This is a genomic window from Eubacterium oxidoreducens (assembly GCF_900104415.1).
GTDB classification, from domain to species: Bacteria; Bacillota; Clostridia; order Lachnospirales; family Lachnospiraceae; genus Eubacterium_C; species Eubacterium_C oxidoreducens.
In genome coordinates this window covers 17,485-32,863 of record NZ_FMXR01000006.1, presented here as the reverse complement: position 1 = coordinate 32,863, position 15,379 = coordinate 17,485, and the positions used below count along the sequence as shown (strand labels likewise).

The 15,379-nt window shown below is 36.8% G+C and carries 12 protein-coding genes and 1 tRNA gene; 2 read left to right on the top strand and 11 right to left on the bottom strand.

Annotated features, from left to right (window positions below; genetic code table 11):
• Positions 1-86 precede the first annotated feature (86 nt).
• The gene (locus BLS20_RS03085; RefSeq protein ID WP_090172098.1) at positions 87-884 is read left to right on the top strand and encodes a hypothetical protein; all 798 of its coding nucleotides are present in this window, start codon (positions 87-89) and stop codon (positions 882-884) included.
• Positions 885-971: 87 nt separating this feature from the next.
• On the opposite strand, the gene ilvC is transcribed toward BLS20_RS03085, so the two are convergent.
• The 11 genes from ilvC to BLS20_RS03030 all read right to left on the bottom strand — a co-directional run bounded on the left by ilvC (position 972) and on the right by BLS20_RS03030 (position 14,250).
• A complete protein-coding gene (gene ilvC, locus BLS20_RS03080; protein ID WP_090172097.1) occupies positions 972-1,988 on the bottom strand; it encodes a ketol-acid reductoisomerase in 1,017 nt (338 codons plus the stop codon).
• Between the two features lie 33 nt (positions 1,989-2,021).
• The gene (gene ilvN / locus BLS20_RS03075) at positions 2,022-2,522 is read right to left on the bottom strand and encodes an acetolactate synthase small subunit (RefSeq protein ID WP_090172096.1); all 501 of its coding nucleotides are present in this window, start codon (positions 2,520-2,522) and stop codon (positions 2,022-2,024) included.
• Positions 2,523-2,679: 157 nt separating this feature from the next.
• Entirely contained in the window at positions 2,680-3,690 is a 1,011-nt protein-coding gene (locus BLS20_RS03070; RefSeq protein ID WP_090172095.1) for a GGGtGRT protein, read from the bottom strand.
• Positions 3,691-3,706: 16 nt separating this feature from the next.
• Positions 3,707-4,399, bottom strand: a complete 693-nt coding sequence (locus tag BLS20_RS03065; RefSeq protein ID WP_090172094.1) for an iron-sulfur cluster assembly scaffold protein — start codon at positions 4,397-4,399, stop codon at positions 3,707-3,709.
• Positions 4,400-4,505: 106 nt separating this feature from the next.
• On the bottom strand, positions 4,506-5,171 hold the full coding sequence (locus tag BLS20_RS03060; protein WP_090172093.1) for an LbetaH domain-containing protein: 666 nt from the start codon (positions 5,169-5,171) through the stop codon (positions 4,506-4,508).
• A complete protein-coding gene (locus BLS20_RS03055) occupies positions 5,140-8,667 on the bottom strand; it encodes a DNA topoisomerase III (protein ID WP_090172587.1) in 3,528 nt (1,175 codons plus the stop codon). The genes BLS20_RS03060 and BLS20_RS03055 overlap by 32 nt, the downstream gene beginning before the upstream one ends.
• A 44-nt stretch (positions 8,668-8,711) precedes the next feature.
• Positions 8,712-10,058: an ATP-binding protein gene (locus tag BLS20_RS03050; RefSeq protein WP_143010217.1), complete on the bottom strand. Its 1,347-nt coding sequence runs from the start codon at positions 10,056-10,058 to the stop codon at positions 8,712-8,714.
• A 137-nt stretch (positions 10,059-10,195) separates the two neighbouring features.
• Positions 10,196-11,281, bottom strand: coding sequence for an aspartate-semialdehyde dehydrogenase (gene asd, locus BLS20_RS03045; RefSeq protein WP_090172091.1), 1,086 nt, complete (start codon positions 11,279-11,281; stop codon positions 10,196-10,198).
• Positions 11,282-11,456: 175 nt separating this feature from the next.
• Positions 11,457-12,848, bottom strand: coding sequence for an argininosuccinate lyase (gene argH, locus BLS20_RS03040; RefSeq protein ID WP_090172090.1), 1,392 nt, complete (start codon positions 12,846-12,848; stop codon positions 11,457-11,459).
• Between the two features lie 21 nt (positions 12,849-12,869).
• Positions 12,870-14,072, bottom strand: coding sequence for an alpha/beta hydrolase (locus BLS20_RS03035; protein WP_090172089.1), 1,203 nt, complete (start codon positions 14,070-14,072; stop codon positions 12,870-12,872).
• Positions 14,073-14,177: 105 nt separating this feature from the next.
• Positions 14,178-14,250: transfer RNA gene (locus BLS20_RS03030), tRNA-Thr, on the bottom strand.
• A gap of 191 nt (positions 14,251-14,441) precedes the next feature.
• Here BLS20_RS03030 and BLS20_RS03025 point away from each other — a divergent pair.
• On the top strand, positions 14,442-15,344 hold the full coding sequence (locus BLS20_RS03025) for a DUF5688 family protein (protein ID WP_090172088.1): 903 nt from the start codon (positions 14,442-14,444) through the stop codon (positions 15,342-15,344).
• The last annotated feature ends 35 nt before the right edge of the window (positions 15,345-15,379 follow it).

Sequence of the window (15,379 nt, the reverse complement as noted above, 5' to 3'; positions counted from 1 at the left end):
TGTCAACGAAATGATTTGTAATTCGTGTCAATATAATCTATAATTTTTATAGGAAATATAATTTTGCACGAATGAGATGATGACCCATGTTAAAAGGCGTTTATACCGCAAAGAAAAAGAACGGTACAGAATATTTTCGTTCTAATATTACATATAAAGGAAAGCATATTTCACTAGGAAGCTTCGATACAGAACTTGAAGCTTACGAAGCATACCTTGAAGGCGGCGATCTTATCACTCGCAGCAACATTGATATAGAAACCGCTTTTCGTGCATGCAAACGTCTATCCTTTGAAAAGATTGTTGTTCTTCTTAACTATCGTGATAACAAATTATATATTGGAAATCCTATTTACCTTCGCAAAAACTATTTCAGTTATTATTTAAGCAAGAACGAAGAACTAAAATTCGATATCGACGATTTATTCTATTATTCTTCTCATAAGATTCTTCGCCGGCAAAACCATCTTTATGTAAATGATTACGGAATGCAATATCGTATTTTAGAACGCTACGGCATTCATGCGCACAGCGTACCTAATCGTGATTATAAGTTTGCAAATGGTGATGTCACAGATTATCGTTATTCCAACATTTTGCTTTTAAATCCTTATCACGGTGTAACGACCATCCAAGATGATATTCATACAAAATATATTTGCAAAATCCATATCAATGGCTATTACAAGATTGGCACTTTTTCAAACGAAACAGATGCTGCGATTGCATACAACAAAGCCGTTGACTTCGCTTTAAAACATGGAATTGAAAAAAATTTTCCTGTTAATTTTATAGAACATCTAACCCCAAAAGAATATGCCGAGCGTTATGCTTGCGTAAAACTCTCAAAATCCTATTTGCGTTTTCTAAACGATTTATCCTAGTGTCATGCCCCTTGTTTAACCGAAACTATAACAGTTCAAAAAAGCCGCTGCTTATTCAATATAAGCAACGGCTTTCCTATTATCCTATTAGTTATTGATTAATTTATCCTCTTCGTTATTCCAGCTATAAAGCTTACGAAGTTCAGCTCCTACTTCTTCAAGTGGATGCTCAGCAGCATTTCTTCTCATAGCTTTGAAATGAACCTGATTACAGCTGTTCATGTCTGTTAAGAATTCATGAGCAAATGTACCATCCTGGATTTCTTTCAAAACTTTCTTCATAGCAGCCTTAGACTCATCATTGATAATCTTAGGTCCTGTTACATAATCACCATACTCAGCTGTATTAGAAATGGAATATCTCATTCCTGCGAAACCTGACTGATAGATTAAGTCTACAATCAATTTCATTTCATGAATACATTCAAAGTATGCGTTTTCCGGAGCGTATCCTGCTTCAACCAATGTTTCAAATCCAGCCTGCATAAGAGCTGTAACACCACCACAAAGTACAGCCTGTTCACCAAAGAGGTCTGTTTCTGTCTCATCACGGAATGTTGTTTCAAGAACACCGGCTCTTGCTCCACCAATTCCAAGCGAATAAGCTAATGCTTTTTCTTTCGCTTTACCTGTTGCATCCTGCTCTACAGCGATCAGACATGGAACACCCTTGCCTTCTTGATATTCGCTTCTAACAGTATGTCCCGGTCCCTTTGGTGCGATCATTGCAACGTCAACATTCGCCGGTGGAATAATCTGGTTAAATGTAATAGCGAAACCATGAGCAAACATAAGCATATTACCTTCTTCAAGGTTTGGCTCAATGTCTTTTTTGTACATTGCAGCCTGCTTTTCATCATTGATCAGGATCATGATGATATCAGCTTTCTTAGCAGCCTCAGCAGCTGTATAAACTTTTAAGCCCTGCTTTTCTGCTTTTGCCCATGACTTACTGCCTTCATAAAGTCCGATGATAACATCACAACCGGATTCCTTTAAGTTAAGTGCATGTGCATGTCCCTGGCTACCATAACCGATAATTGCGATTGTTTTTCCATCCAAGATTGAAAGATTACAATCTTCCTGATAATAAATTTTTCCCATTTTAGTGGTTCCTCCTAAATTGTTTTTAAATAGTTAATCCAGCATTATAACATCTGACGTTCCTCGGGAAAGTCCCGTGAACCCAGTGCGAGCAAGTTCTAATATTTCGTAGTCATCAAGCAGGCTTAAGAACGCATCTAACTTACCTTGATCTCCGGTAAGTTCAATAATCAAAGAATCATGTGCCCAATCTAGAACATTCGCTCTAAATCCATCCACAATGTCTAACACACTGCGGCGTCCCTTGGTATCAACTGCAACTTTTACCAAGAGAAGCTCTCTACATACAGAATCACCACTTTTAAGCTCTTTGATATCTATCACATCTTCGAGCTTCGCAAGTTGTTTTTTTATCTGTTCGAGATCATTTTCTTCTCCGGTTGATACAATTGTAATTCTTGTAAATCGTTCATCTGCAGTAACACCTGCCGAAAAACTGTCAATATTAAAAGCTCTTCTACTGAAAAGCCCTGATATATGACTGACAACACCGGAAGTGTTCTCAACCAATAATGATAAAACCTGTCTTCTCATTTAAGAAATACTTCCTTTTCCATTGTTTTTACCACGCTTTTCATTCTAGCATAACTATTTTTTTTGTCAATAAATTCGTCATATGAATACAGTTTTGTTCTGACATTTTACACAAAAATATTTCCCTGACATCATTTTAGTCAAGACTCGCTCAAAGTTAGAATTTACCTGCTTTTGCAGCTTCTTCGATAGAAACCGCTACCGCAACGGTGGCTCCTACCATTGGATTGTTACCCATTCCAATTAATCCCATCATCTCAACGTGTGCCGGTACAGAAGAAGATCCTGCGAACTGTGCGTCCGAATGCATTCTTCCCATAGTATCAGTCATTCCATAAGAAGCCGGTCCGGCAGCCATATTGTCCGGATGAAGTGTACGTCCGGTTCCACCGCCTGAAGCAACAGAAAAATATTTCTTACCTTCTTCTATACATTCTTTCTTATATGTTCCTGCAACAGGATGCTGAAAACGTGTTGGATTGGTTGAATTACCGGTAATAGATACCCCAACCTTCTCAAGATGCATAATTGCAACACCTTCTTGTACATCATCAGCTCCGTAACATTTCACAGAAGCTCGAAGTCCTTTCGAATAAGCTTTTTCATATAAAACTTCTACTTCATTTGTCTGATAATTCATTTTCGTTTCAACATAAGTAAATCCATTGATTCTAGAGATAATCTGTGCTGCATCTTTTCCCAAACCATTCAAGATAACACGAAGTGGTTTTTTTCTTACCTTATTGGCTTTTTCCGCAATACCGATTGCTCCTTCCGCAGCTGCAAATGATTCATGTCCGGCTAAAAAGCAAAAGCATTCTGTTTCTTCCTCTAAAAGCATTTTTCCAAGGTTTCCATGACCAAGACCCACTTTTCTGTGATCTGCTACAGAACCCGGAATGCAAAACGACTGAAGCCCTTCTCCAATTGCTGCAGCAGCATCCGCCGCTCTTTTACAACCTTTTTTTATTGCGATAGCCGCACCAACTGTATATGCCCAACATGCATTTTCAAAACATATCGGCTGAACACCTTTTACGAGATTATAAACATCAAGTCCGGCATCTTTTGTAATCTTTTCTGCTTCTTCAATAGAAGCAATTCCATTATCATTTAAGACCTTGTTAATCTGGTCAATTCTTCTTTCATATGATTCAAATAAAGCCATTATGCGATTCTCCTTTCTATTCTTTTCGTGGATCAATGATTTTTACTGCATCATCGACACGGCCATACTGCCCTTTGGCTTTCTCCCAAGCAGTATTCGGATCGTCGCCATTCTTAATAAAATCCGTCATCTTTCCAAGACTGACAAATTGATATCCAATCACTTCATCATCTTCATCAAGTGCAAGGCCTGTGACATAACCTTCTGCCATCTCCAGATAACGAACACCCTTTTTCTTTGTTGCATACATTGTTCCCACCTGAGAACGAAGTCCTTTTCCAAGGTCTTCAAGTCCGGCTCCAACAACAAGACCATCATCAGAAAACGCACTTTGCGTACGACCATAAACGATCTGTAAAAAAAGCTCTCTCATAGCTGTATTAATTGCATCACATACAAGGTCTGTATTTAACGCTTCAAGGATTGTTTTTCCCTGAAGGATCTCAGCTGCCATAGCTGCAGAATGTGTCATACCGGAACATCCGATTGTCTCAATCAATGCTTCTTCGATTACACCTTCTTTTACATTTAACGTCAACTTACATGCACCTTGTTGCGGAGCACACCAACCTACGCCATGCGTAAATCCCGAAATATCTCCAATCTGTTTGGCGTGAACCCACTTGCCTTCTTCAGGAATCGGTGCAGGTTCATGCTTTGCCCCTTTTGCTACAGGACACATAAGTTCTACTTCTTTCGAATAAATCATCATAAAACCCCTTTCCAGTTTTATTATTGTTCTTCAAAGACTCTCACAGTCTTATTCTATTTTCACATAGTTTCCTAAAAAGGTAAAGAAACTAAACAAAAATCTTTTATTTTTTTGCTATAATTTCGTCCTGGTTTTTATATATGTGTTTTTCTAAAATCACTCCTCGTACGCACGAAACAGGATAGACATTGGATTGTCTTCCTATTACAGTACCGGGATTCAAAACACTATTACAACCAACCTCAACTTCATCAGCGAGCATTGCGCCTACTTTTTTTCGGCCTGTTTCAATCTTTTCTTGTCCACATTTAATGACTACATTGGTCTTGTCCGATTTTACATTTGATGTAATGGAACCGGCTCCCATATGTGCTTTATAACCTAAAATTGAATCTCCCACATAATTATAATGTGGAACCTGAACCTTGTTAAACAAAATTACATTTTTTAATTCGGTAGAGTTTCCAACTACTGCACCTTTTCCAACAATCGCATTGGCTCTAATAAAAGCACATTGACGAATTTGCGCATCCTCATCAACAATTAACGGACCACCAAGATATGCACTGTCAAATATTTTGGCACTTTTAGCAACCCAGATATCCTCTCCACGTTGTTCGTAAATATCCGGATCAAGTGTCGGTCCTAACTGTCTTATATAATCACCTAATCCTTCTAACAATTCCCAAGGATAAGTCTTGCTTTCCATATAATCTTTTGCAATCGTCTCTTCTAAGTTATAAAGATTCTTTATTTTGCACTGTTCCATCTTTTTCCTCCTTCGCCGGCTCGTTCGCCGTATTATTATTGTCAAAATCAAATACTACATGATAGTTTTCATCAAAGATAAGCCTAGCGTCAAAAAGCGAACCTGTCTTTGAGGTAAATCCTTTCAATACATCGGTCCTTTTCTCCATAATTAATTTTACAAATTGTTCTTTCGAAAGCTCTAATCCGGCAACTTTTCCAACAAAAAAGTCACAGGCATCTTCACGTTCTTTTATATTATTTAAGCATTTATATCCCCAATCATTTTTTATAATTTCACCACCACATTTCGGACATTTCACGCCTTCAAGATGCTCATCTAAATCCTCAAAGACAAATTTTATTCCATTTACTTTACCATGTTCATCCTTTCCCAGACAAAGCCTTGCTTTAAATTCGATTCCTTTTTTTGATTTAAACCCGCAAATCACATCTGTTATTCCCTCACGAAGCAATTGTATTATCTGCGCATCCTTAATCTTAACTCCGGCTATTTTTCCGATATTAAATCGACAACTTTCGGCTTCATTTTCACGATTATAATTACTACAACCATATCCAAATGAAGTCTTTACAATATCCCCACCACAAATCGGACATTGTACATCTTTTAAAACCTTCGCTTCGACATGTTCAAAGTCAAAGACGATTTCGGACTTTCCTTCTTCATTTTTCTTAAGTTCAAGACAAGCATCAAAATTTTTTCCGGCCTTACTTTTAAATCCGCGAATAGTTTTGGTTCTTCCCTCTTTTAAAAGTTCCAAAACTCTTGCCTGTGGAATCACTTTATTTGCAATCTTACCTATATAAAATTTGCAAGAATTCGGATCGGTTGAAGAAAAATTAGCACATCCAAAACCAGAGTTTCGAATCAAAATTTCGCCACCACAATCCGGACAACACACACCTTCTAATTTATCCGGTTCGATTCCATCAAAATCAAATACAATTGTTTTTTTGTTTTCTTCATCATCCTTTAAGACCAATCTCGCCTTAAAATTTTTTTTTGATTTTGATTTGAATCCAGATAGAATCTGTGTCTTTCCATCCATTAATAACGATTTTAATTCATCTGTTGTTAATTTCCGTCCGGCAATTTCACCTACAGAAAATGTACACTGCTTATGCTCTCCCATTCGCTGTTCACACGAAACACCATAGCCCGTCTTAACAAGCCTGCCATTACAAATAGGACATTTTAAATCCTCTACATATTCAATCGGATTTTCAGAAAAATCAAACTGCACCTGCACTTTTCCGTCTTCGTCTTTAACCAGTTTTAAAACAGCCTTAAATTTACTTTTATTTTTTGATACAAATCCATCTATTATCCCGGTTCTTCCATTATTTATCAAATCTATAAAATCTTCTTCTTCCAAAGAAACTCCTGCGATTTGTCCAATGCTAAATCTACATTTTGTTTTTTCATCAAAATAATTACTGCATCCATATCCAAAAGCAGTTGTTGTAAGTTCACCTCCACATACCGGACATTTTACCCCGAGCGGTTTGCGTGTCGCGATTCCTTTTGCTTCTTTCCCTGTAAAGGGGTGAAATCTAACAGCGAGTTGATTGGTATAATCTGCGCCAATCATTTTATTCGTCTCATTGATAATAAATGCCTTTAACTTATCGCGATATTCTTCATAATCAACAGAGCCATTCACAATTCCCTCAAGTCCCTTTTCCCAAGATGCCGTCATCTTAGGACTAAGAAGCGACGGAATAGTAAGTGCTACCACTTCATAAATCATTTCCCCTATTTTCTCCGGTGTAATGATCTGTGTCTTAGGATGCTCATGCAAGTATTTAATATCAATCAGTTTCTGAATAATTCCGGCTCTAGTCGCTGATGTTCCGATTCCGGAATTCTTAATTTGTTCTCGAAGCTTTTCATCTTCAATCAAATTGCCGGCATGCTCCATTGCGCTCGCAAGCGTTCCGCCTGTATAACGTTTCGGCGGTGACGTTTTCCCTTCTTTGATTCTAAAGCCATTTACCTTAACTAAATCACCAACAGCCGCATCTTTTACAAAAGCAAGAAATTTTTCCGGAGAAAATTTCTCCCCATCATCCTCTTTTTTCTTTTCGTTCGCAATCCCTGCAATTTCCATATATCCAGGTTTTTCTAGGATTTTTGTTGAAGCAAAAAAATGTTCTTGTTCTATTTCAATCTCCAACTTGACATTTGTATATTCTGCCGGCGGATAAAATATAGAAAGAAATCTTCTTACAATTAAATCATAAACCGAACGTTCAACACTACTAAGTTTCTCTAATCCACTTGTCTGCCCCGTCGGTATAATCGCATAATGATCCGTCACCTTCGAATCATCAGTAAACGGCGGCTTTATAATGTCTATATACATTTTCTGATTTATAATCTTTTCGACACATTCACCGGTCGGCTCATAGCTTTTTAGCCGATTCAAGTTTTTATAGATTTCTTTGGCAATTGCTGTCGATAGCACTCTTGCATCCGTTCTGGGATATGTTGTAAATTTCTTTTCATACAAACTTTGTGCAATCTCGAGCGTCTTCGCCGGATTGATTTTAAAACGTTTTGAACATTCAAGCTGAAGCTCTGTAAGATTAAATAATAGCGGAGCTCTTTTCTTACTTGTAGAAATTTCTCGTTTTTTTATCTTCGCTTCTTTATTCTCAAGTGTTTCGATTAATACCAAAGCATCTTTTTCTTCATTAAAACCATTTTCTTTATAGAGAAGAGGCGACTCAAAATAAGCACTTCCTTCTATTGTTTTCCATTCCGCATCAAAAGACGCATCATCAAAATTACCTAAAACTCGATAAAATGGTGTTTCTACAAAGTTTCGAATCTCACGCTCTCTTTGAACAACCATTCCCAAAACGCAAGTCATAACACGACCAATTGCAATTGCCGAATACCTTGTCGTAGCTGCAGCATCATTAAGCATTCTTCCGTATTTAACAGATAATGCCCTCGAAAAATTAATTCCTATACTATAATCCTCAATCGTCCTCATAATCCCGGACTTTGCAAGGTTATCATACTCAGACATGGGACGTGCTTCTTTTAAACCTTTAAAGATTTCTTCATCCGTAAGAGAATCGAGCCACACGCGAAGTTCTACCATACCTTCACGTACGCCTCCTAACATACGAATATTCTCTTCAATTGTCTGTCCTTCTTTTCCCGAGTCACCGGCCCAATATACCGTATCGATTTCCTCATCATGCAAAAATCGATGAATCGTTTCGTATTGCTGTGCAGAACTTTGAATGACACCATATTTATATGATTCCGGCCAAAAAGGTAAATCTTCTAATCTCCATTTTTTATATTTCTCATCATAAACCTCCGGATAAACCAACTCAACGAGATGACCATAACACCAAGTGATTACATATTGATCATTTTCCATGTAATTTCTACCCGCATTTGAAGGAACTTTTAAAACCCTCGCATAATCCCTGGCTGCTGATGGTTTCTCCGTAATAATTAATTTTCTTGACAAATTATATTCTATCCTTTCCAACGATTCTTCTAACAATTATTAAGTTAGAAATTCTTCAAATTGATCAAATTTACATTACTTAGACGTTCAGAAAGTGATTGCAGTTTATCATCGAAATCCTTGGATGCAAACAAATAATAATATTTAGGTTCAATTTTTGCTTGTTTAGACGTTTCAAGCAATTCTTTAAAATCACAGTGCGTAACCAATCGATCATCCCAATAACATTTCGCAACCAATTTTTCACGAATCTCATTCTGTCCAACAATGTCAATTCGCCCCTGCTTTCCAACCCACGTTCCAATTGATTTTAATTTTAATGGCAACTGGTGAGCATAATTCATAAGCAAAAGATACTCTCTACAGATGTTTATAAAATGTAGATTTAAATATTTGTCCAGTCCTTCCGCGATATATTTATCATAAAATTCACTTGCTGACATCTGTAATAATTGCGATTTGCGAGAATATACGAACTTAAACCAAAAGTTAATTAACTGATTTTTTATCACATAAACGCCTTTTTTAACATTGTCCCAACCGCCGGTTTCAAACGATTCCACCTTTTCTATCACATCAAAAGCAGAAAGATTTTTAAGATATACGGAAATTTTTGCTCTTGAATATCCGGTTACATGATACAAATCATTCAGTTTCGTATTACCCTGTGCAATCGCATATATGATTGTATCATAAACGCTAATCTCTCTAAGTTCTCTTGATAAATAGTTCTCTGCTTCATGAAATAATGCCCCATTTGGTTCAAGAATCAGATTGATAACATTTTCTTTCACGCTTTTATCCGGATCTATTTTTTCTAAATATCCCGGAACTCCGCCAAAGATTCCATACAGATAAACAAGTTCCTTTGTTTCATAATTTTCAAACGCTCGAACAATATCCAAAAATCCCCATTCTTTAATTTCCATCACTTCTACCGTTTTTTGTTTCAACTGATCAATACGCGGTAAAAATTCTTTCCGAATCCACGGAAGTTCTGAAGAAACCAAAATAAACATGACTTCATAATCGTTCATTAATGAAATAATAGACTCCAGAAAATGAGAATGTTTTTTATCGATTAATTGAAATTCATCAATAATCACAACGCTCTTTGATGTATGTCCATCTAAATAAGCGCGAAACAAACTACTATAATCATGCTCACAATCATCTGTTACAATCTGATTTAATTCTTTCGATAGCATCTCGTACTGTAACTGCTTAGAAGCATTCAATGCATGATAGTAAAACGCCTTCTTCTCCTTGGCAAATTCCAAAACAGTCGCACTCTTACCGCTTCCATGTCTTCCATAAAGCAAAAGAATCTTACTTTCCTTGCTTTCGAACACCCGATTCATTTCATGTAAATCATTATTTCTGTTTTTCACTTTAACATTCACCTGCTTATATACCAAAATATTTTATAGATTCTCATGTGAAACATTATTTATTATATCATAATTTTATTTTACAAACAAGAAAAGCCAGGATGTAATCATCCTGACTTTCGATTAAATTCATCTAATTATTTTTTTGTAATATATCCCTGAGCTTTTAATAGTTCAGCACAAAGTACTGCTCCACCTGCAGCTCCACGAATTGTATTATGTGAAAGACCAACGAACTTATAATCATAAACAGAATCTTCTCTTAATCGACCTACACTAATACCCATTCCGTTTTCATAATTAACATCCAATTGAACCTGCGGTCTGTTATCTTCTTCTAAATACTGAATATACTGCTTTGGCGCACTTGGAAGTTTTAATTCCTGCGGAATTCCGCTAAACTCATTAATTTTTTGTATGAGCTGTTCTTTTGTTGGTTTCTTCTTAAACTTTACAAAAACAGTTGCCGTATGACCATAAAGAATCGGTACTCTAATACATTGACTTGTAATTTTAATATTATCCGCCGGCACAATTACGCCATCTTTAATTTCACCCCAAAGACGAAGTGGCTCTTTCTCGCTCTTTTCTTCTTCACCACTGATAAACGGAATAATATTCGCCTGCATCTCCGGCCAATCTTTAAATGTCTTTCCGGCACCAGAAATCGCCTGATAGGTTGATGCAATTACTTCATATGGTTCAAATTCTTTCCATGCAGTCAAAACAGGTGCATAACTTTGAATGGAACAGTTCGGTTTAACCGCAATAAAACCACGTGTTGTTCCAAGACGTTTTTTCTGAAATTCAATAACCTTCATATGCTGCGGATTAATTTCCGGAACAACCATAGGTACATCCGGTGTCCAACGGTGAGCACTGTTATTGGATACTACAGGCGTCTCTGTCTTAGCGTATTCTTCTTCAATTTTCTTGATTTCATCCTTAGACATATCAACCGCACTAAATACGAAATCCACATGAGAAGCAACTTCTTCTACTTCATTCACATTTCGTACTACAATCTTTTTCACACCTTCCGGCATTGGCTTTTCAAGTTTCCAGCGATTGCCGACTGCTTCTTCATAAGTCATACCGGCACTTCTTGGACTAGCCGCAATTTCTGTAACTTCAAACCAAGGATGACCATCCAGCAAAGAAATGAATCTTTGACCTACCATACCGGTTCCACCCAAAATACCAACTTTTAACTTATCACTCATTGAACGAATCCTCCTATATCTTAATCAAATATTGGTTATACTGTTGAACTTGTCTGTCCGCGATACACAAACAACTGTCCGTCTGAATGTATGATAATACACTTAATATCAAAATACAATTACTTACTTATTTGTAACCGCTATTCATACCATATATTAGAATCAGCAGCGTTGTTTAACCAATTTTCTCCGATTGTGCTAAATATTCCTTTTCCGCTTCAATGACCTTTAACATCGCTTGCTCTGAAGGTGCTCCAATTGTCAAACGTTTATTAACACAGGTTTCCATAGAGATTGCATCAAAGATATCTTCTTCAAACACATCCGAAAACTTCTTAAGCTCCTCCAAAGACATATCATCAATCGCTTTGTTATTTTCAATACAATGCAATACAATAGCGCCTATAATGCCATGTGCATCGCGGAACGGAACTCCATGATTCACAAGATAATCCGCTGCATCCGTTGCATTTGTAAATCCACCATTCGCGCTATCACGCATACGCTCTTTATTAAATTTCATTGTAGAAAGCATTCCATCAAAAAGTGCGATACATCCCTTTGTTGTATCAATTGCATCAAATGTCAGTTCTTTATCCTCTTGCATATCTTTATTATAAGCCAAAGGAATTCCTTTCATTGTAGTAAGAAGGCTGTTTAAAGCTCCATATACACGTCCTGTTTTACCTCTTACTAATTCGGCGATGTCCGGATTCTTCTTTTGCGGCATTATACTACTACCTGTGCTATATGCATCATCAATTTCAACAAAACGGTATTCGTTGCTGTTCCAGATTATAATTTCTTCACTAAATCGACTTAAATGCATCATAATGGTTGCCATAGCTGCTAAAAATTCAATTGCATAATCACGATCCGAAACACCATCCATTGAATTTAATGTTGGTCCTTTAAATCCAAGAAGCGACGCCGTGTATTCACGATCCAAAGGATACGTTGTTCCTGCAAGCGCACCACTTCCTAAAGGACAATAATTCATTCTTTCATATATATCAAAAAGACGCTGGCGATCACGTTTAAACATTTCAAAATATGCGCCAAAATGATGCGTCAATGTAATAGGCTGCGCTTTCTGAAGATGCGTAAATCCCGGCATAATTGTTTGCGTATTTTCTTCCATAATACGTAAAATCGTTTCAAGAAGACTCTTAAGCAAAAGATCCATCTGCTCCACTTCACTGCGCACATACATGCGCATATCAAGTGCAACCTGATCATTACGGCTTCTACCGGTATGAAGTTTTTTACCGGTATCCCCTAAACGGTCAATTAAAGTCGCTTCTACAAAACTATGTATATCTTCATACTTATCATCAATTTCAATTGCACCGGACTCTAATTCATTTAAAATATTTTGCAGTTCATCTTCTAAATCTTTCGCTTCCTTCTCTGTCAAAATCCCTTGTTTCCCAAGCATCTTAACATGTGCCATACTTCCGGTAATATCCTGCTTGTACATCTTTTTATCAAAAGATATAGACGCATTAAACGCATACACCAATTGATCGGTTTCTTTTGTAAATCGGCCGCCCCATAATTGTGCCATGATTTAATTCCTCCTTAATTTTTAGTATTCATCTCCATATATGTGCTGCAAAAACGCTTTCACGCTCCACCAAGCAGCTTTGGCATATTCATTATAATTACGAGTTCTTTGAAATTCATGAAACATACCTTCATAAATTTCCAGATTCGCATCTGCGCCACATTTAATGGCTCGTTCTGCGAAATCAACAGAACTGTCTAATAACATTTCATAACTTCCAACCTGCATAAGCATAGGCGGAAAACCTTTAAAATCTTTTACAAAATACGGAGAAACGTAGCGATCTTTTAATGATTTTCCGGATGATTCCACATATTTGTGAGCACTCATCTCAATCACATGATTTCCTCCAAACAATGCATCGTAGCGTTTCATTCTCCGATACGAAGAAGAACTACCTGACATATCCGTCCATGCTGAAAATGTAATTACACACTTCGGAACTTCGATTTCATGATCCAATAAATATTCTATCAAAGTTAAAGCCAGATTACCTCCGGCGCTATCTCCTGCGACAATGATATCCTTGCCTTCATATCCTTGTTCCAATATCCATTTATATAATCGAACCGCTTCATCTAATGGCTCCGGAAACTCTGCCCCATCAAGCACGGTTTTATAATCAAGAATAACAACGCGTGCATCATTAGCAGCTTCTGAATAATACCAGGAATAATTCATCTTAAGATCGGTCATACGACCCACATAACCACCTCCCGGAATCATAAGCACCACACGATGTTTTTCATGTTGCGGCATTAAAAATTCAATATTACTACCACGAAATACCGTCGTATAATGTGTATATCCTTCCGGAATTTTAATTTTAGAAATTCGCCTACCGTGTTTATCATACTTTCCATGTTTAAAAAAGCTACGATACACCCTTCTTGTCGAGCCAAGTGTTGATAGCGCCATAAGTCCAGCGCGAACACTTGCCGTCTTCCAATCCAAAAAGGGTGGTTTGGTAATTCCTTCTGCGTCTGACAACACAATCACTCCCATAACGATTAGCATTATGAGATGAAAAAGGTTATGCCAAAATCCAGTCAAATATAGATTCCAATATCCAATCAAATGAACAACCAGTGCAACTGCGGCTACAATCCCCATCATAAGACGCCGATAAAAGGACACAAAAAAACCGTAAGCAATTGCAATTAATACAACACTTACAACGCCCCAGCATATACAAAATAAAACAAGCCTAAGCGTCAGCTCCATAAAAGTCCCTCACGACATCCATTTGTCCAATTTCCATTAATTATTATAAAAAAAACCTTTCTAAAAAACAACAACCCCTGCAAATATAAATTCGCAAGGGTTAAAAGCCGATAGCCGGACTTGAACCGGCGACCTACGCATTACGAATGCGACGCTCTACCAACTGAGCCATATCGGCATTGACAAAGACTATTATATCGAATTTGAGAAAAAATGCAACAAATATTTTAAAAGAAAATCGATAAAATAGACTTGTAGATTCTTCTATAAAATGATATATTAAATCCACGCTCAATTCATGAGCGCTTCTTAAAAATCTTAATCATTTCAAGCAGTCTAATCCTTCTATATTATTACGAAGGAGAATACATGACTTATTTAGAATTCAAAGAAAATATATTACATGATATCACATTAGCATTTCCGGAAGAAACTTCCATTACCATAAGAAGTATCCTAAAAAACAACGACACGCGCTTAGATGGTCTCGTTATTATGGAACAAGATGCAAATATTGCACCTACTCTCTATCTAAATCACTATTTCAAGGAACTTGATAATGGTTTTACCTATCAGGAAATGCTATTCAAAATCAAACAGGATTACGAATTATTCAAACCCACATCTAACGTTGACATTTCCTTTTTTACCGATTATCAAAAAGCACAAGATCACATTGTTTATAAATTAATTAACTATGAAAAAAATATCGATTTATTAAAAGAAATACCACATGTTCATTTTATGGATCTTGCAATCGTTTTTTACTATTTACACCTTGATGATTCCTATGTCCGAAATGGTATGGTTTTAATTCGAAACGACCTTTTAGAGTCTTGGAACATCTCGATTCGTCAGCTTATGAATAAAGCCATCGAAAACACTCCAATCACTCTACCTTCTAACATCATCAGTATGCAGGATATGTTAAAAACCCTGCTCCAGGATGATAAAGAATTGGAGCAGATTATAGCCGAAGACAAAGCGCCGATTCCTATGTATGTTATTACCAACACTGAAAAAATCAACGGAGCTGCCGTCATGCTCTATCCCAATGTTTTAAAAAATCTTGCACAAACAATGAAGTCTGATCTTTACATAATTCCAAGCTCAGTTCATGAAATCATCGCCATTCCGCAATCCCATGCAAAAGACAAAAGTGCGCTAGATGAAATGGTTGTAGAAGTCAACCAAGATCAAGTCCCGGATGAAGAAATCTTATCCGATCATGTCTATTATTATTCCTTAGAACAAGATCAAATTATTTATTAAAAAAATGTCGCATTTGATAACACAAAATGTATTAT